Raw genomic sequence first — 17,271 nt, 5'->3', positions numbered from 1 at the left:
TGATGGCAGAGAGGCCACACCCGTTCCCATACCGAACACGGAAGTTAAGCTCTCTAGCGCCGATGGTAGTTGGGACCTTGTCCCTGTGAGAGTAGGACGTTGCCAGGCAAATGGAGGATTAGCTCAGCTGGGAGAGCACCTGCCTTACAAGCAGGGGGTCGGCGGTTCGATCCCGTCATCCTCCACCATTCTAGCCGACTTAGCTCAATTGGTAGAGCAACTGACTTGTAATCAGTAGGTTGGGGGTTCAAGTCCTCTAGTCGGCACCAGCAACTATGGCGGTTGTGGCGAAGTGGTTAACGCACCGGATTGTGGCTCCGGCATTCGTGGGTTCGATTCCCATCAGTCGCCCCATTTTTTCTTTAAAAATTATAATATGCGGGTGTGGCGGAATTGGCAGACGCACCAGACTTAGGATCTGGCGCCTTTGGCGTGGGGGTTCGACTCCCTTCACCCGCACTTTTAATAAAATAACTCATAACATGTCTTGCGGAAGTAGTTCAGTGGTAGAATACAACCTTGCCAAGGTTGGGGTCGCGGGTTCGAATCCCGTCTTCCGCTCCAATTTTCAATATGACATGCCGGGGTGGCGGAACAGGCAGACGCACAGGACTTAAAATCCTGCGGTGGGTGACCACCGTGCGGGTTCGACCCCCGCCCTCGGCACCATATGCGCCCGTAGCTCAATTGGATAGAGCGTTTGACTACGGATCAAGAGGTTAGGGGTTCGACTCCTCTCGGGCGCGCTTTTATTAACGGGAAGTGGCTCAGCTTGGTAGAGCACCTGGTTTGGGACCAGGGGGTCGCAGGTTCAAATCCTGTCTTCCCGATATTTCAAAAACATGGGGCCTTAGCTCAGCTGGGAGAGCGCCTGCCTTGCACGCAGGAGGTCAGCGGTTCGATCCCGCTAGGCTCCACTTACTTGAATATCTTTATGGCGGTGTAGCTCAGCTGGCTAGAGCGTACGGTTCATACCCGTGAGGTCGGGGGTTCGATCCCCTCCGCCGCTACCATAAAGGACCTTTAGCTCAGCTGGTTAGAGCAGACGGCTCATAACCGTCCGGTCGTAGGTTCGAGTCCTACAAGGTCCACCACTCAAAGTTTATATCTCGGAGGTATACCCAAGTTCGGCTGAAGGGATCGGTCTTGAAAACCGACAGGCGGCGAGAGTCGCGCGGGGGTTCGAATCCCTCTACCTCCTCCATTTTTTCTAAATTAAATATTATATCATCGCGGGGTGGAGCAGTACGGTAGCTCGTCGGGCTCATAACCCGAAGGTCGCAGGTTCAAATCCTGTCCCCGCAACCAAATGGTCCCGTGGTGTAGTGGTTAACATGCCTGCCTGTCACGCAGGAGATCGCCGGTTCGACCCCGGTCGGGACCGCCATTTTTACATAAAGGCTCGGTAGCTCAGTCGGTAGAGCAGAGGACTGAAAATCCTCGTGTCGGCGGTTCGATTCCGTCCCGAGCCACCATTTTGAAAAACGCAAGCCGGCTTAGCTCAATTGGTAGAGCAACTGACTTGTAATCAGTAGGTTGGGGGTTCAAGTCCTCTAGCCGGCACCACTTTCAAAATGAGCCATTAGCTCAGTTGGTAGAGCATCTGACTTTTAATCAGAGGGTCGAAGGTTCGAATCCTTCATGGCTCACCATTTTCAATTTAATGCGGGTGTAGTTTAGTGGTAAAACAAGAGCCTTCCAAGCTCTGGTCGAGAGTTCGATTCTCTTCACCCGCTTATCTATTATGGGCCTATAGCTCAGCTGGTTAGAGCGCACGCCTGATAAGCGTGAGGTCGATGGTTCGAGTCCATTTAGGCCCACCATAATATTCCGCAGTAGCTCAGTGGTAGAGCTATCGGCTGTTAACCGATCGGTCGTAGGTTCGAGTCCTACCTGCGGAGCCATATTATAGAGAAGTACCCAAGTGGCTCAAGGGGCTCCCCTGCTAAGGGAGTAGATCGCGAACGCGGTGCGAGGGTTCGAATCCCTTCTTCTCTGCCAGAACTGGCCCGTTGGTCAAGTGGTTAAGACACCGCCCTTTCACGGCGGTAACACGGGTTCGAATCCCGTACGGGTCATACTAAAAGAGATAGCATAATCTGCTATCTCTTTTTTGTTATGTAAAAGTAGACTTTGAATAGTCTGCTTTTTTTATGGATTTTTGTATACTTTTTTCTATTTCAATCGTCTAACTAATAGAAAGGAGAGAGCGGTGGAGTATGAAAAGGTCATTATAGAAACCTCTAAGAGTATTTATAGATATTTTCTTAAAATAGGGCTAACACCACATACCCATCAAGCTAACATTTTGAAGTGCCCCCAAAACGAAAATTTCATCTTTTCATAGGTGTCCATGAGAATTCAGTTCATTTTTTTCGTTTTGGGGAACATTTAATTTCTTAAGTTGATAACGATGTGGTGGGGCCTATTATGGCCTTAATTCAAAATTGATTTTAATAATATGTTCTTGCCTACACACCAAGCGACCATCTATTTTTCTTTACATAATCTCCAGACACAGTCCATATCAACTATAGATTCTTGTCTTATGCTAAATGTATTCCAAAACAAGGAGGTAATGAAAAATGTTTAAAACATTATTAGCAGGAACACTTTTAAGTACAGGATTATTAGCGGGTGGTGCAGTAGGTGCAGAAGATGTAAAATCAGATCAAAAAGTAGCAAAAGCAAAATATAGCGAAACAATTGAAAGAACAGAAGGTACAGACTCAAAACCTGTATTTGAAATGGGAGACCCTGAAAAATCAGAATATACAACAACTGTTGAAAGAACAGAAGGTACGGATTCTCAAAAAGGAAAAATTTTACCAATAAAGGAAGGCACAGACTCAAAACCTGAATTTGCAACAACTGTTGAAAGAACAGAAGGTACAGACTCTCAAGAAGGAAAAAATGTGCCAACAAAAGAAGAAAATTAAATAATATATAGTTATAACGAAGAGCATCCAAAAAGTGGTGCTCTTTTTATATTATAGGGATCAACTAGTTTTACTTAATATAGAACTGTAGCAGGAATTAAGGCTAGAACATGGGGTACTGTCTTTTCAAATCATGGTGTTTGGAGCAATAGTTTTGGTGGTAACGTTACAACATAAACATTTTATTAGAGATTTTTTAAATTTACATACACTCTAGATAGACTACATATCAACTTCAGATACTTGTTTTATGATACAAGTAATCAAACAAAAGGAAGGCAGTACAAAATGATTAAAACAGTATTAACAGTGCACTCTTTTAAGTACAGGAGATTATTAAAAGTACGATTCGAAGAAGTTTGAGTTATAAAAAGAAAATAGATAAATATAGTGAAAATAGATAAATTGACAAGAGAAAAGTACTTTGTATATATCACAGGTGCTTTTTATTTTCATTTTGATATAGGGCTTGAATTAAATTTTTACACTAAAATATATACGGCAAAAAGGGGGGGAGTTCATTGCACAAAATTATTTATGGAATATTAATTTTAATTTATACTTTGTATTCATTTTTTGTAAGTGATGGAAGTGAAGTAAGGTTTATTATGGTGTTAACTATAGTACTTATCTTTTCTGTGGTTTTAGAAAAAGGAAATGAAAACAAAACGACTGATTAAAGGTCGTTTTGTTTTCATTTTTTTAGTTGGCTATTATAGTCTAGATGTTTTAGGGATAGCACCAAATCGCCATCAAGCTTAAAGAACGATTTATCCCCAAACAATAAATACGAGCAAAATGCACAAAATTTTCGTTCTGGGAGTGGTATAAGATTTTAACTTGATGGGCATGGGGTTTACCCTCTTACAGAGTTAGAAGACAACTCGGACATCTCTGTTACTGTAGTTGCTGACCATCGTACTGCTTTTTCTTCATTCTTGTGCCTAGTATGATGAGGGCGACATAGATTACGATGGCAATCGAATCTATAAGCGTATCCGTAAGCCCCGATACGTCAAGCAATGCCGTTACACCAAGAATAACCATCAGTCGGACGGTCAGGATCGCCGCAATCAACCATGCGGCAAACCGGATCTTTGATCGCTCGGTTTGGAATGACATGAAAATGAAAGCGATGCCGAAGCACAGTTGTCTAAAGCTTTGCATAGTCTATCACTTATATTGAATGGTTTGGTGTTAGAAAAGAATGAACAATCTTAATGAATAGTTTTAAATTGATATGCAGTAATAGTTAAAATGGAGGTGATACAGCATATGTTAATTTATCCCGCATTAACGGGCAGTAAGACTCCCACCTCAAAATTCGGAGAATGCGAGGAAGTTAGGTGGGAGATCAACTGCCCGTAAACGCCCGATTGGTGCGGGCTAATAATCAGTGGGGGATGAACAAAACCCCCACTGATTAAAGTTTCACTTTATTTCCTCCTTTTCGCGTTAACAGGCTGTTTATTTATATGGAAAGGAAGCAATATATTGAAAAAAGAAAGAACACCTTTCATTTTTAAATTGGTAATTAAACTTATTTATTTCGATTCACAATCTTTATAAACCATCTTCATTGAGATTGATTCCACACTTGATTTAATCACTTTACACTCTATGTGAAAAAGTTCACAAATAGGTCATAATTTGTGAAGTAATTCACAATAATCCGTGCTACAATATGAATGTAAAGAAGTTAAACAACATTAAATTAGTATTTTAATTAATTACTTAAACAATAATAAAAAATAGATGTGAACAATAGAGAGGGGAAAATACCATGAAAAAAGGTATCAATCGCGTAGTATTAGTAGGAACAGGAGCTGTAGGTTGTAGTTACGCTTACTCAATGATCAACCAAGGTGTAGCTGAAGAATTCGTACTTGTAGATGTTAATGAAGCAAAAGCAGAAGGGGAAGCAATGGACTTAAGCCATGCGGTACCATTCTCTCCAGCACCAACAAAAGTTTGGAGCGGTAGCTATGCAGATTGTAAAGATGCAGATCTAGTTGTTATCACTGCTGGATTACCACAAAAGCCAGGTGAAACTCGTTTAGACTTAGTTGAGAAAAATACAAAGATCTTTAAACAAATCGTTCGCGGTATTATGGATAGCGGATTCGATGGAATCTTCTTAATCGCAACTAACCCAGTTGATATTTTAACTTACGTAACTTGGAAAGAATCTGGTTTACCGAAAGAGCGCGTAATCGGTTCTGGTACAACTTTAGACTCTGCTCGTTTCCGCTACATGTTAGGTGACTACTTAGATGTAGATCCACGTAACGTTCATGCTTACATCGTTGGTGAGCACGGTGACACTGAACTTCCAGTATGGAGCCACGCTACTGTAGGTGTACAAAAGCTGGAAACAATCTTAGCGAACAACGAACAATACAAACAAGAAGATTTAGATAAAATCTTTGAAAATGTACGCGATGCAGCTTACCATATCATCGAACGTAAAGGCGCAACTTATTACGGAATCGGTATGTCACTACTACGTGTAACTAAAGCGATCTTAAGCAACGAGAACAGCGTATTAACTGTATCTGCATACCTTGAAGGTCAGTACGGTGAGAAAGATGCTTACGTAGGTGTTCCAGCTGTTATTAACCGCGAAGGTGTACGTGAAATCGTAGAGCTTGAATTAAACGAAGAAGAAAAAGCGAAATTCGCTCATTCTGTAAAAGTATTAAAAGAAACAATGGCACCAGTACTATAATAATTGCTAAATGAATCAGAGGCGGGAAACTGCTTCCTACCTCTGATCATATATAAATTGAATATAAATTCCTTTTCCAGTTTCCCTTGTATATCCCCAATATACCCCTGTTGTTGGAGAAGGGTCGTTTATAGAAAAAAGCACTCTATTTTCGAATAGAGTGCTTTTATGTGTTATTTTTTCGGTGTTAGTGATTTTGCTGCATCGTGTCCTTTTTCAAGAAGTTCTTTTCAACGAAGCGAATGTCTTTTTCATCGATGATGCCATCATTATTAAGATCACCGTCTTTTACAGCCAGTCCTTTTTAACCGTATTGACCGATTAATTTACCATCTTTTTTTTCACTACCTAATTTCGTTGTTAGACGGCTTGTTAAATGACCTGGCACTTCTACATAGAAGTTATAGTCACGTTTATCCCGCATTAACGGGCAGTAAGACTCCCACCTCAAAATTCGGAGAATGCGAGGAAGTTAGGTGGGAGATCAACTGCCCGTAAACGCCCGATTGGTTCAACTAATAATCAGTGGGGGATGAACAAAACCCCCACTGATTAAAGTTTCACTTTATTTACAGGAAGTCCGTTTATGCTGAAGAAGCCATATTTGTCTAATTTACTTTCGTATTTATGGCGATAAGCATCAGTAGCATATACTTTTGCACCAAGTTTCGTATAATCGAATTTTTCATCTAAATATCCACGTTCGTTTACGAATGCTTCAGGCGTAATGTTTCCTTCAACTAATGAATTGTAGTTACAAAGGTTTGTAGTTCTTTATTGAGAACAAGTATATGCTTATGAATTTTTCATTTCAATAAAATTTGTGACAAAAAATGTTGAGAAATATTATTTTATGGCAGATTAATTTGTTGGTATTTTACATGGAAAATAGCGTGAAAAACGGAGAGAAATCAATAAAATAAATATTGAGCAATAAAGAATGGTGAGAAATAGTGAGGAGAAATGAAGCGTTTGCAATGAATATTCGTCAAAATTCGATATTTTATATAGAAATATGAAAGAAATTCAACATTTTCAAGAAAAAAACGTATATTTTTTAAAAAATAACAAGGATATTTCAGTTTTTCGCAGAAATGATAAAGTGTTAAAAATTTCTGTCATCTTAGTGAGGTGAGCATATTGGATGTAATAAAGTGTGAAGAAGTGAAACGAGATGAGTTTCATACAGAAAAGTACTATGACAGTTATAACATCTTTGGGGCACATATTGTGACGGAAGATGGGATGCGAGGTGTACGATTTACAGTATGGGCTCCTCATGCTAAAGCAATGAGTGTTGTTGGAGATTTTAATGAATGGGATTATGAGCAACATAAGATGCTACAAGTGACAGAAGAGGGGATTTGGTCCTTGTTTGTACCGCATATTGAAGAGAAGGAAATATACAAGTATGCGATTGAAACGATGGACGGTGACGTTATTTTAAAAGCGGATCCTTATGCAGTATATGCAGAAGTAAGACCAAATACGGCATCTGTAGTTTTTGATATAGAGGGATATGAATGGAATGATAAAAACTGGGTCCGTAAGAGAAAGAAAAAATCGATTTATAAAGAAGCGATGACAGTTTACGAATTACATTTCGGTTCTTGGAAAAAGAAAGAAGATGGAGACCTGTATTCTTACAGGGAAATGGCCGAGGAACTCATTCCGTATGTGGTGGAACATCAATTTACACATATTGAAATTATGCCGCTTGTTGAGCATCCATATGATCGTTCTTGGGGATATCAAGGAACGGGATATTATGCAGCAACAAGTAGATTCGGCACGCCACATGATTTGATGTATTTTGTCGACGAATGTCATAAATATGGAATCGGTGTCATTTTAGATTGGGTGCCGGGGCATTTTTGTAAAGATGCTCACGGTTTATATTTATTTGATGGGACACCGACTTATGAATATAAAGATATAGATGTACAAGAAAACCGGGTATGGGGAACTGTTAATTTTGATTTAGGAAAGAGGGAAGTACGGAATTTCTTAATTTCAAATGCGTTATTTTGGATGAAGTATTTCCATATTGATGGTTTCAGGGTAGATGCAGTTGCGAATATGCTGTACTGGAATAAAGAAGGAAAAGAGCAAAGCAATGAACACGCTGTTTCTTTCTTACGAGAGTTAAATGAAGCTGTGTTTGCAGAAGATGAAGACTTTCTTATGACAGCAGAAGATTCAACAGCTTGGCCACTTGTAACAGCTCCAACATACGAGGGTGGACTTGGATTCAATTACAAATGGAATATGGGCTGGATGAATGACGTGCTGAAATATATGGAATGTGCACCCGAGTACCGGAAATACATTCATGAGAAAATGACATTCTCTTTACTATATGCTTACTCTGAAAACTTCATATTACCGCTTTCTCATGATGAAGTCGTTCATGGGAAAAAGTCGTTATTAAATAAAATGCCGGGAGATTACTGGGATAAGTTCGCCCAACTTCGTTTATTATATGGATATTTCTTTACTCATCCAGGTAAGAAATTACTCTTTATGGGTGGAGAATTCGGGCAATTTGATGAGTGGAAAGACCTTGAAGAGTTAGATTGGAATTTACATGATTTTGAAATGCATCGTTATATGCATGATTACTTTAAAGAGCTCATAGCATTGTATAAGCGCTCAAAACCACTTTGGCAGCTTGATCATTCACCTGAAGGATTTCAGTGGATTGATGCTAATAATAATGAGCAAAGTATTTTCTCGTTTATCCGCCAAGGGGATAAGCAAGAAGATGCGTTAGTTGTCGTATGTAATTTTACGAAAGCTACATATGAAAACTATAAAGTAGGTGTACCAGATTTCGAGTATTATAACGAAGTTTTAAACAGTGACGCTGCACAATATGGCGGTTCGGGGCAAGTCAATAAGAAACGTCTCAAGACGATTCTAGAGCCGTACCATAATCAAGCAGCACATGTAGAAATTACAATTCCACCATTTGGCGTATCCATATTACGACCAGTGAAGACGAGAAAGGGGAGCAAAAAACAAGATGGCTCAAAAACAAAAGTGCGTAGCAATGTTACTAGCAGGGGGAAAAGGTAGTCGTTTAAGTGCATTGACAAAAAATTTAGCCAAGCCAGCTGTTCCATTTGGTGGTAAATATCGCATTATTGATTTTACGTTAAGTAACTGTGCGAACTCCGGTATTGAAACGGTTGGGATTTTAACACAATATCAACCGCTAGAACTTCATAATTATATTGGAATCGGAAACGCTTGGGATTTAGACCGTGTAAACGGTGGGGTCACAGTTTTACCTCCTTATGCGGAGTCTTCAGGTGTGAAGTGGTATACAGGTACGGCAAGTGCCATTTATCAAAACTTAAACTATTTAAGCCAGTATGAACCAGAATATGTCCTTATTTTATCAGGTGACCATATTTATAAAATGGATTACAGCAAAATGTTAGATTACCATATTGAGAAAGAAGCGGACGTTTCGATTTCTGTTATTGAAGTGCCTTGGGATGAAGCAAGTCGTTTCGGTATTATGAATACAAATGAAGAGATGGAAATTGTTGAATTTGAGGAGAAACCGCAATTTCCAAGAAGTAATCTTGCATCAATGGGAATTTATATTTTTAACTGGGCTATTTTAAAAGAATATTTAGAGATGGATGCAAGAAATCCTGAATCTAGTAATGATTTCGGAAAAGATGTACTTCCGCTTTTATTAGATGAAGGGAAGAAGTTGATGGCGTATCCGTTTGAAGGATATTGGAAAGATGTTGGAACGGTAAAAAGCTTATGGGAAGCGAATATGGATTTACTTCGCGATGAAACATCGTTGAACTTGAATGATCGCAATTGGCGTATTTATTCTGTCAATCCAAATGAGCCACCTCAATATATTGCAGAACAGGCAAAAGTAGAAGAATCGCTTATTAATGAAGGGTGTGTCATTGAAGGGGACGTGAAGCATTCTGTATTATTCCAAGGAGTAACGGTAGAAGAAGGTAGTATGGTAATTGATTCTGTCGTTATGCCGGGGGCAAAGATTGGTAAAAATGTTGTGATCGAAAGAGCGATCGTTGGATCGGAAATGGTTATTGAAGATGGAACAATAATTCGTCCAGAAAAAAATGTTGACGATGTAGTACTAATTGCTGAAGGGAAATAGAAAAGGGGGATGAAATGAATGGGAGAAAAAATGTTAGGAATTATTAATGCAACGGGAAGTTTTCCTTCCTTAAAGAAAGTAACAGGGCATCGTTCACTAGCGGCGTTACCGTTTGGGGGCCGTTATCGACTCATTGATTTCATGCTTTCAAATATGGTGAATTCTAATATTCATAGTGTGGCAGTTTTTACAAGTCATAAAAACCGTTCGCTAATGGACCATGTCGGTTCAGGAAAACAGTGGGATTTAGATAGAAAAAGAGACGGACTGTTTTTATTCCCGCCAAATTGCCAATGTGACCAAGATGAGTTTGGGTCTTTTGCGCATTTTAGAAGACATATTGATTATTTTCTAAGAAGCAGAGAAGAGTACGTTGTTATTACGAATAGCCATCTCGTAACAGCATTAAATTTTCAAGCGGTGTTAGAGCGACATATACATACGGCAGCTGATATTACAGAAGTTTGCCATGAAGGGGTTTCGCTTCAAACATACGTGTTAAAAAAACAATTGTTGTTAGATTTATTTGAGACATATAAAGATGTGGAGCAATATAGTTTATTCGATGTAGTGAGAGAAAAGCGGGGAAAATCACTGCATATTGCTACGTATGAGCATACAGGATATGTAGCTATTATTGACTCGATTGAAAGTTACTATAAACATAGCTTAGAAATTTTGCAACCTGTTATTTGGAAGCAATTATTTAAGAAAGAAGCACCGATCTTTACGAAAGTAAAAGATGAGCCGCCAACTCGTTACTTAAAGGGTGCAGTCGTGAAAAACACAATGATTGCAAACGGCAGTATTATTGAAGGGGAAGTAGAAAATAGTGTGGTTTCCCGTTCTGTTAAAATTGGAAAAGGTTCAATTGTTCGTAATAGCATTATTATGCAAAAGAGCCAAATTGGAGATAATTGTATAATAGATGGTGTTATTATTGATAAAGATGTGAAACTTGGCGACGGTGTAGTTTTAAAAGGAACTGCTGATAAGCCATATGTTGTAGAAAAGGGTAGTGTTCAAAATAGTACAATCAATAGTTATTCGTAAATAGCGGGTGAATAATCAGTGGGGAGGATGAAGAAAATCTCCACTGATTAAAGTTTCAATTTACATGAAAACTTGAAGGGAGGAAGCTGTAAGGAGAGCGATTTATGATGTATACGCTTTTCGCGCAGTGGGACAACAGGTGAATATTTTATTTGCAGTATCAGAATGTGTACCGTTTATTAAATCAGGAGGTTTAGCTGATGTAGCAGGAGCGCTCCCGAAAGAACTAAAAAAATTAGGAGTGAATGTTCGCATTATACTTCCGAACTATAGTCTTATCCCGAAAGAGCTAAGAGAAGGATGTACGCTTCATAAAGTAATTAATATTCCTCTTGGGTGGAGAAACCAATATTGCGGGATTTTAAAAGGTGAGCAGGACGGAATCACGTATTACTTAATAGATAATGAATATTATTTTAAGAGAGATTCCCTGTACGGTCATTATGATGATGGGGAGCGTTTTTCTTATTTCTCAAAAGCAGTTTTAGAGTGTATTCCGCATCTTGATTTTGAAGTGGACGTTCTTCATAGCCATGATTGGCATACGGCTATGGTTAATTTCTTACTTCGTGAAAAGTATCAAGATAACCCGTTATATGAGCGTATTAAAACGGTATATACGATTCATAACTTGCAGTTCCAAGGAGTATTTCCTCCTGAAGTGATGTATGACTTGTTAGAGCTTGGCCATGAATATTTTCATAGTGAACAGTTAGAGTTTTATGGAAATGTGAACTTTATGAAAGGCGGTATTATCGCATCTGACAAAATTACAGCGGTTAGCCCGACATATAAAGAAGAAATTCAATATGAGTTTTTCGGTGAGAAGTTAGATGGATTACTTCGAAAATATAATGATAAGCTTAGCGGCATTGTAAATGGAATTGATACGAGCGTATATAATCCAGAAACGGATTCGTATATTACAGCTCAGTATAGTGCAGATTCATTATACGAGAAGAATGAAAATAAACGCGCATTGCAGCGTTATTTTGGTTTACCAGAAAAAGAAGATACACCAATTATTTCAATGGTAACAAGGTTAACGAAGCAAAAAGGTCTGGATTTAGTACGTACTGTATTCCGTGAAATAATGGAAGAAGATGTACAATGTATTATTTTAGGATCGGGTGATTCAGAATACGAGCAGTTCTTTGAATGGATGGCATATGAGTATCCTGAGAAGGTGAAGGTGTATATTGGATTTAATGAGGAGCTTGCGCATCAAGTGTATGCGGGAAGTGATTTGTTTTTAATGCCATCGCTTTTTGAACCGTGTGGACTTGGACAACTTATTGCACTAGCATATGGCACAATTCCAATTGTAAGAGAAACAGGCGGACTAAATGATACTGTACATTCTTACGATGAAGAAACTGGAGCTGGGAATGGCTTCAGCTTTACGAATTTTAATGCACATGACATGTTACATACGATTCTTCGTGCAATTGAGTTTTATCAAGATAAACCGGTATGGGAGCAACTTGTAAAGCAAGCGATGACTGAGGACTATAGCTGGGGAAAATCAGCTCTTGCATATAAGGAATTGTATAAGAGTCTCATGGAATAACATTTAGGTGGTGAAAAAATGTTTACTCATGTTGAATGCTTCAAATCAGCTTTTCTAGAAAAACTAGAGACGATGTATGGGAAAAGTTTCAAAGATTCTACAACTCGTGATCAGTATAATACGCTCGGTCATATGGTTCGTGAGTACATGAATAGTCAATGGATTGCAACGAATGAAAGTTATCGGTCTGGAGATCAAAAGCAAATGTATTACTTATCCATTGAGTTTTTACTTGGGCGTTTGCTTGGAAGTAACATATTAAATTTAGGCATTCGAGATGTGTGTGAAAAGGGACTTTCTGAACTTGGAATTTCTTTGCAAGAGTTAGAAGAGATTGAAGCAGATGCTGGCCTTGGTAATGGTGGACTTGGACGTTTAGCAGCCTGCTTCCTCGACTCGCTCGCTTCTTTAAACTTGCCAGGACATGGCTGTGGTATTCGTTATAAACATGGCTTGTTTGATCAAAAAATTGTTGATGGCTACCAAGTGGAATTTCCAGAACAGTGGCTTCTTCATGAAAACGTTTGGGAAGTAAGAAGGTATGATCAAGCTGTAGAAGTAAGCTATTTTGGAAACGTTGAACCACTAGAAATTGATGGACGTTTAGAGTTCCGGCATACAAACGCAGAAGTTATTATGGCAGTACCATACGACGTTCCAGTTGTAGGCTATGAAACGAGTACTGTAAATACGCTTAGACTTTGGAATGCAGAGCCAGTTCCTTTCCCGCAAAATTGTAAAGATATTTTGAAATATAAGCGTGAAACAGAGGCAGTATCGGAGTTTTTATATCCAGATGATACGCATGATGAGGGGAAAATACTTCGTTTGAAACAACAGTATTTCCTCGTATCAGCAAGTTTGCAAAACATCGTTCGTATGCATAGGGAGCGACATGGTAGTCTTCGTCAGTTACATGAAAAAATTGCGATTCATATTAACGATACACATCCAGTTCTAGCTATTCCGGAACTTATGCGTATTTTATTAGATGAGGAAAAACTAGCATGGGAAGAAGCTTGGAACATCACAACGCAGACGATTTCCTATACGAATCATACGACGTTATCAGAAGCGCTTGAGAAATGGCCAATTCACATTTTCAAACCGTTATTACCGAGAATTTATATGATTATTGAAGAGATTAATGAACGTTTCTGTCGTGAGCTTTGGGAACGTTATTCATACGATTGGAATCGCATTGAGAACATGGCAATTATTGCGCATGACCTTGTGAAAATGGCTCATTTGGCAATTGTCGGAAGTCATAGTGTAAATGGTGTAGCGAAAATTCATACGGAAATTTTAAAGCAGCGTGAAATGCGATTGTTTTATGAATTTTATCCAGATAAGTTTAATAATAAAACGAATGGAATTGCTCATAGGCGCTGGCTAATGAAGGCGAATCCGCAGCTGACGAATCTTATTTCGGAAGCGATTGGAGAAGAGTGGAAGAAGCGGCCAATTAAACTGCAAGCGTTACAAGCTTTTCATCAAGATGCTAGTTTTCAAGAAAAGCTTGCAGGGGTAAAACAAGAGCGTAAGGTCATTTTAGCGGAGCGCATTCAAAATAAAATGGGGATTCATATTGATCCAAATTCTATTTTTGATGTGCAAGTGAAAAGGTTACATGCCTATAAACGACAATTATTAAATGTTCTTCATATTTTATACTTGTATAACCGTTTAAAAGAGGATACTAGTTTTTCATTTTACCCGCGCACTTTTATTTTTGGAGCGAAAGCATCACCTGGCTATTATTATGCGAAGAAAATTATTAAATTAATAAATGAACTTGCAAGAAAAGTAAATAATGATCCATACGTAAGTCAATATATGAAAGTTATCTTTCTAGAAAACTACCGAGTTTCTTTAGCGGAAGATATATTCCCGGCAGCGGATGTGAGCGAACAAATCTCAACTGCAAGTAAGGAAGCATCAGGAACAGGGAATATGAAATTCATGATGAATGGTGCAATTACACTCGGAACGTTAGACGGGGCTAATATTGAAATAAAAGACCGGGTCGGTGATGAAGCCTGTTTCATTTTCGGCTTAACAGCGGAAGAAGTGCTTCATTACTATCAAAATGGTGGATATCGTGCAGGTGACTATTATCACCACAATATGCACATTAAAAAAGTAGTAGATCAGTTAACGAATGGTTTCTTTGCACATGCTGGGGCTGAATTTGAAGCAATTTACGATTCCCTCGTTATTCAAAATGATGAATACTTCGTTCTTCGAGATTTTAGTCCATATGCTGATAGACAAGAAGCTGTCGGTAGAGCCTATGAAAATAGGACGAAATGGTTAGAAATGTCGATTTTAAATATTGCACAATCTGGGCATTTTGCAAGTGATCGAACAATTTTGCAGTACAGCAATGAAATTTGGGGTATTGGTAATACTGTTAAACTTTTTTAGATGAAAGCTCCGTTTGAAGGGGCTTACGTTTATTAACTGTTAAAACAGGAATATAATTGCTTAGAAAAGTAAAACGAGCTTAAGGAGACTTAAGCTCGTTTTACTTATTTTGTTTAAGAAAGAAATGGGATAGCGGTATATATTATACCTGTTCCGCCATATTCCTCTGTCGCAAAGTATGAAAATGTAAAGAAACCTGTAAACGAAAAAATTATCATGAGAAAAAGTGCAAAGAAAAATTTTAGCATGTAAGGTCCCCTCATCCGAAAGTAAATTCATATATTATTATAGTCTACAAATATTTAATTTCCAATTGTTTACTGGTTAAAAATGAGAAGTCAGACATGTTTTGTATGTTGTAATGGAATGATTATTCGTAATAGATTTTGTGTTCTTCGTAAATGTCATGTTGTGATGAACGTGTGCATATTCCCAGTCTTGTTCATTAAAATGGACATTTCGCGGAGGGAGAAGAGGAATGACATCGAATAAATTGACAAAGCGAAAGCTACTAGCTACTTGCAATTTATAATAATTTCGAAAGGCAATATCTCCAACTTTTGGAGAGGCGAATGTATAAAGACCGTATTGTGCGAAGGCAGTATTTATACGTGCATCTAGTATGTGTAATGTAGCGAGTGCTCCCCCTAAGCTATGGCCTGTTGCAAGAAGTTTCTTATGGGCTGGTAATGATACGAGCATATCCATAATGGAATCCCGGCAAGATTCATAAATTGAAAGAAAGCCATTATGGACATTTCCGCTATTTAAAGCATAGGGGTATGGCCTTTGGTTGACGAGTGAATCGATAATCCAATCTGTATCTGTTTGTGTGCCCCTAAAAGCTACAATAATCGTATCCTCAGATTCTAATATGAACCCAAACCAATCCGTCTTTTGAATCGCTTTTCCTTGAAAGCCTTGTACATATTGGAATCCATCAGGTATTTCAAAAATCCCGTTGTGTTTATATTGTTCATACGTTAGATCGCAGCAAGATGCTAACAATATGGCAGTATCTTTATCAAAGGATAAAGGAGTACGCATCAAGCAAGCCCTCCTTAAGAAAAGGTATAGTTCAATATATGAGTGAGGGACTTGATTCATTCTTTTGGAAAACCGGTTGATGATACAGAAGTCCAAAACCTTGTCAATCAGCATATGAAGGAAATTCTTAAGTATGTCGGAGAAGAGACGATGTATTCTTTAAGTAAAAAATAGAGGATGTAGAAGAACAATATAATAAGATGATGCCCGCTCCTTATATAGAGGAAGAAGAGGTATGGCTTAATGAAGTGATGGAATATTATATGATTCAAAATGGTTTGTATAGTCCGCCTAAGTAAAAAGCGCCCTATAAGGGCGCTACTTTTTACTCTTTTCCATCTAACAAGCGACCAAGTCCGCCTAAAACGCTGCCTTCACCGCTGTTTTGAGCTGCTGGGCTTGTAAGGCGTGCTGCTAAGCGGCTAAGTGTTAAGGACTGGATCCAAACCGTTCCAGGCCCTTCTAACGTTGCGAAGAATAAACCTTCGCCGCCAAATAGAGCTGTTTTTACTTTTCCAACGAATTCAACATCATAGTTAACGTCTTTTGTCATTGCAACGAGACAACCTGTATCAATGCGAAGTTTTTCACCAGGTTTTAATTCACGCTTATATACTGTTCCGCCTGCGTGCATGAAAGCAAGTCCATCACCTTCAAGTTTCTGCATGATGAAACCTTCACCACCGAAGAAGCCAGTGCCTATTTTTTTTGTAAACTCGATTCCGATCGAAACACCTTTTGCCGCACAAAGAAATGCATCTTTTTGGCAGACTACTTTTCCTTGATATTCTGTTAAATCAACTGGAACAATCTTTCCTGGATAAGGAGCGGCGAATGATACGTGTCGTTTGCCATGGCCCGTATTTGTAAATACAGTCATAAACATGCTTTCCCCTGTAACGAGACGTTTACCAGCGCCCATTAATTTGCCGAATAGACCACCAGATGGTCCGGAACCATCACCGAAGATCGTTTCCATTTCGATATGATCTTCCATCATCATCATTGCACCGGCTTCAGCGATAACGCTTTCTTCTGGGTCTAATTCAATTTCAACGAACTGCATATCATCGCCATATAATTTATACTCGATTTCATGTGCTTGCATTTTTTCACCTCATAATATGTAGTAATTATATTGTATAGAAATCAAAGGAATTAGAATACTGTATTTTTGTAAATTTTTGAATAAAAATAGAATGAAAACTTAAGGTTATACTAGGATTATAAAAAACGATGGGATGAAAGTGTTCTCATTTGACGTATTGGATTGAGCGTGATATAGTGAAGTCACTATTGAGCTACATAATGTGGTACGGAAATAAAGCACGTTGAATTAAAGGCTGTAAGC

The 17,271-nt window shown here is 38.6% G+C and carries 10 protein-coding genes, 22 tRNA genes, 1 rRNA gene and 4 pseudogenes; 33 read left to right on the top strand and 4 right to left on the bottom strand.

Going from position 1 to position 17,271, the window contains the following annotated elements; genetic code table 11:
• The 25 genes from rrf to ACTFQM_RS19200 all read left to right on the top strand — a co-directional run.
• A 5S ribosomal RNA gene (gene rrf, locus ACTFQM_RS19320) occupies positions 1 to 108 on the top strand; the annotation flags it as partial.
• 4 nt (positions 109 to 112) lie between these two features.
• Positions 113 to 188, top strand: a tRNA-Val gene (locus ACTFQM_RS19315).
• Positions 189 to 193: 5 nt separating this feature from the next.
• Positions 194 to 269: transfer RNA gene (locus ACTFQM_RS19310), tRNA-Thr, on the top strand.
• Positions 270 to 278: 9 nt separating this feature from the next.
• A tRNA-His gene (locus tag ACTFQM_RS19305) sits at positions 279 to 354 on the top strand.
• Between the two features lie 24 nt (positions 355 to 378).
• Positions 379 to 459 (top strand) — tRNA-Leu (locus tag ACTFQM_RS19300).
• Positions 460 to 489: 30 nt separating this feature from the next.
• A tRNA-Gly gene (locus tag ACTFQM_RS19295) sits at positions 490 to 564 on the top strand.
• Between the two features lie 16 nt (positions 565 to 580).
• Positions 581 to 669, top strand: a tRNA-Leu gene (locus ACTFQM_RS19290).
• Positions 670 to 672: 3 nt separating this feature from the next.
• Positions 673 to 746: transfer RNA gene (locus tag ACTFQM_RS19285), tRNA-Arg, on the top strand.
• A gap of 10 nt (positions 747 to 756) precedes the next feature.
• Positions 757 to 830 (top strand) — tRNA-Pro (locus ACTFQM_RS19280).
• Between the two features lie 14 nt (positions 831 to 844).
• Positions 845 to 917: transfer RNA gene (locus ACTFQM_RS19275), tRNA-Ala, on the top strand.
• Between the two features lie 19 nt (positions 918 to 936).
• Positions 937 to 1,013: transfer RNA gene (locus ACTFQM_RS19270), tRNA-Met, on the top strand.
• Between the two features lie 4 nt (positions 1,014 to 1,017).
• Positions 1,018 to 1,094 (top strand) — tRNA-Ile (locus tag ACTFQM_RS19265).
• Positions 1,095 to 1,111: 17 nt separating this feature from the next.
• Positions 1,112 to 1,204, top strand: a tRNA-Ser gene (locus tag ACTFQM_RS19260).
• A gap of 27 nt (positions 1,205 to 1,231) precedes the next feature.
• Positions 1,232 to 1,308, top strand: a tRNA-Met gene (locus tag ACTFQM_RS19255).
• A gap of 3 nt (positions 1,309 to 1,311) precedes the next feature.
• Positions 1,312 to 1,387 (top strand) — tRNA-Asp (locus ACTFQM_RS19250).
• Between the two features lie 12 nt (positions 1,388 to 1,399).
• Positions 1,400 to 1,475: transfer RNA gene (locus ACTFQM_RS19245), tRNA-Phe, on the top strand.
• Positions 1,476 to 1,490: 15 nt separating this feature from the next.
• Positions 1,491 to 1,566, top strand: a tRNA-Thr gene (locus ACTFQM_RS19240).
• A gap of 10 nt (positions 1,567 to 1,576) precedes the next feature.
• Positions 1,577 to 1,652, top strand: a tRNA-Lys gene (locus ACTFQM_RS19235).
• A 13-nt stretch (positions 1,653 to 1,665) separates the two neighbouring features.
• A tRNA-Gly gene (locus ACTFQM_RS19230) sits at positions 1,666 to 1,736 on the top strand.
• Between the two features lie 10 nt (positions 1,737 to 1,746).
• Positions 1,747 to 1,823, top strand: a tRNA-Ile gene (locus ACTFQM_RS19225).
• Between the two features lie 6 nt (positions 1,824 to 1,829).
• Positions 1,830 to 1,904 (top strand) — tRNA-Asn (locus ACTFQM_RS19220).
• 6 nt (positions 1,905 to 1,910) lie between these two features.
• Positions 1,911 to 2,001 (top strand) — tRNA-Ser (locus tag ACTFQM_RS19215).
• Positions 2,002 to 2,006: 5 nt separating this feature from the next.
• A tRNA-Glu gene (locus ACTFQM_RS19210) sits at positions 2,007 to 2,078 on the top strand.
• 507 nt (positions 2,079 to 2,585) lie between these two features.
• Positions 2,586 to 2,939, top strand: coding sequence for a hypothetical protein (locus tag ACTFQM_RS19205; protein WP_440035748.1), 354 nt, complete (start codon positions 2,586 to 2,588; stop codon positions 2,937 to 2,939).
• 521 nt (positions 2,940 to 3,460) lie between these two features.
• On the top strand, positions 3,461 to 3,619 hold the full coding sequence (locus ACTFQM_RS19200) for a hypothetical protein (protein WP_440035747.1): 159 nt from the start codon (positions 3,461 to 3,463) through the stop codon (positions 3,617 to 3,619).
• A 217-nt stretch (positions 3,620 to 3,836) separates the two neighbouring features.
• On the opposite strand, the pseudogene ACTFQM_RS19195 reads toward ACTFQM_RS19200, so the two are convergent.
• Positions 3,837 to 4,088 (bottom strand): annotated as a pseudogene (locus ACTFQM_RS19195) (hypothetical protein); the annotation flags it as partial.
• Here ACTFQM_RS19195 and ACTFQM_RS19190 point away from each other — a divergent pair.
• Together ACTFQM_RS19190 and ACTFQM_RS19185 are read left to right on the top strand one after the other, a co-directional pair.
• Positions 4,065 to 4,160: pseudogene (locus tag ACTFQM_RS19190) on the top strand (TetR/AcrR family transcriptional regulator); the annotation flags it as partial. The pseudogenes ACTFQM_RS19195 and ACTFQM_RS19190 overlap by 24 nt on opposite strands.
• 562 nt (positions 4,161 to 4,722) lie before the next feature.
• Complete coding sequence (locus ACTFQM_RS19185) at positions 4,723 to 5,667, top strand: L-lactate dehydrogenase (protein WP_002173979.1); 945 nt, start codon at positions 4,723 to 4,725, stop codon at positions 5,665 to 5,667.
• 187 nt (positions 5,668 to 5,854) lie between these two features.
• Here ACTFQM_RS19185 and ACTFQM_RS19180 read toward each other — a convergent pair.
• A pseudogene (locus ACTFQM_RS19180) lies at positions 5,855 to 6,420 on the bottom strand (hypothetical protein); the annotation flags it as partial.
• A 387-nt stretch (positions 6,421 to 6,807) separates the two neighbouring features.
• Here ACTFQM_RS19180 and glgB point away from each other — a divergent pair.
• The 5 genes from glgB to glgP all read left to right on the top strand — a co-directional run bounded on the left by glgB (position 6,808) and on the right by glgP (position 14,873).
• The gene (glgB, locus tag ACTFQM_RS19175; RefSeq protein ID WP_002173978.1) at positions 6,808 to 8,745 is read left to right on the top strand and encodes a 1,4-alpha-glucan branching protein GlgB; all 1,938 of its coding nucleotides are present in this window, start codon (positions 6,808 to 6,810) and stop codon (positions 8,743 to 8,745) included.
• Positions 8,693 to 9,823, top strand: a complete 1,131-nt coding sequence (gene glgC / locus ACTFQM_RS19170; protein WP_002173977.1) for a glucose-1-phosphate adenylyltransferase — start codon at positions 8,693 to 8,695, stop codon at positions 9,821 to 9,823. Before glgB ends, glgC begins: the two co-directional genes overlap by 53 nt.
• Positions 9,824 to 9,841: 18 nt before the next feature.
• A complete protein-coding gene (glgD, locus tag ACTFQM_RS19165) occupies positions 9,842 to 10,876 on the top strand; it encodes a glucose-1-phosphate adenylyltransferase subunit GlgD (RefSeq protein WP_071718200.1) in 1,035 nt (344 codons plus the stop codon).
• A 139-nt stretch (positions 10,877 to 11,015) separates the two neighbouring features.
• Positions 11,016 to 12,446 (top strand): glycogen synthase GlgA, encoded by a 1,431-nt coding sequence (gene glgA / locus ACTFQM_RS19160; protein WP_440035745.1) that lies wholly within the window; start codon positions 11,016 to 11,018, stop codon positions 12,444 to 12,446.
• 18 nt (positions 12,447 to 12,464) lie between these two features.
• The gene (glgP, locus tag ACTFQM_RS19155) at positions 12,465 to 14,873 is read left to right on the top strand and encodes a glycogen phosphorylase (RefSeq protein ID WP_440035744.1); all 2,409 of its coding nucleotides are present in this window, start codon (positions 12,465 to 12,467) and stop codon (positions 14,871 to 14,873) included.
• A gap of 324 nt (positions 14,874 to 15,197) precedes the next feature.
• Here the strand turns inward: glgP and ACTFQM_RS19150 are convergent, their stop codons facing one another.
• Entirely contained in the window at positions 15,198 to 15,920 is a 723-nt protein-coding gene (locus tag ACTFQM_RS19150; RefSeq protein WP_002173972.1) for a lipase family protein, read from the bottom strand.
• 81 nt (positions 15,921 to 16,001) lie between these two features.
• Here ACTFQM_RS19150 and ACTFQM_RS19145 point away from each other — a divergent pair.
• Positions 16,002 to 16,219: pseudogene (locus ACTFQM_RS19145) on the top strand (hypothetical protein); the annotation flags it as partial.
• A gap of 26 nt (positions 16,220 to 16,245) precedes the next feature.
• Here ACTFQM_RS19145 and ACTFQM_RS19140 read toward each other — a convergent pair.
• Entirely contained in the window at positions 16,246 to 17,028 is a 783-nt protein-coding gene (locus ACTFQM_RS19140) for a TIGR00266 family protein (protein ID WP_440035741.1), read from the bottom strand.
• Positions 17,029 to 17,271 lie beyond the last annotated feature (243 nt).

This window comes from Bacillus cereus group sp. MYBK30-2 (assembly GCF_051915945.1).
GTDB lineage: Bacteria > Bacillota > Bacilli > Bacillales > Bacillaceae_G > Bacillus_A > Bacillus_A paramycoides.
This window is presented reverse-complemented; position numbering and strand designations above follow the sequence as displayed.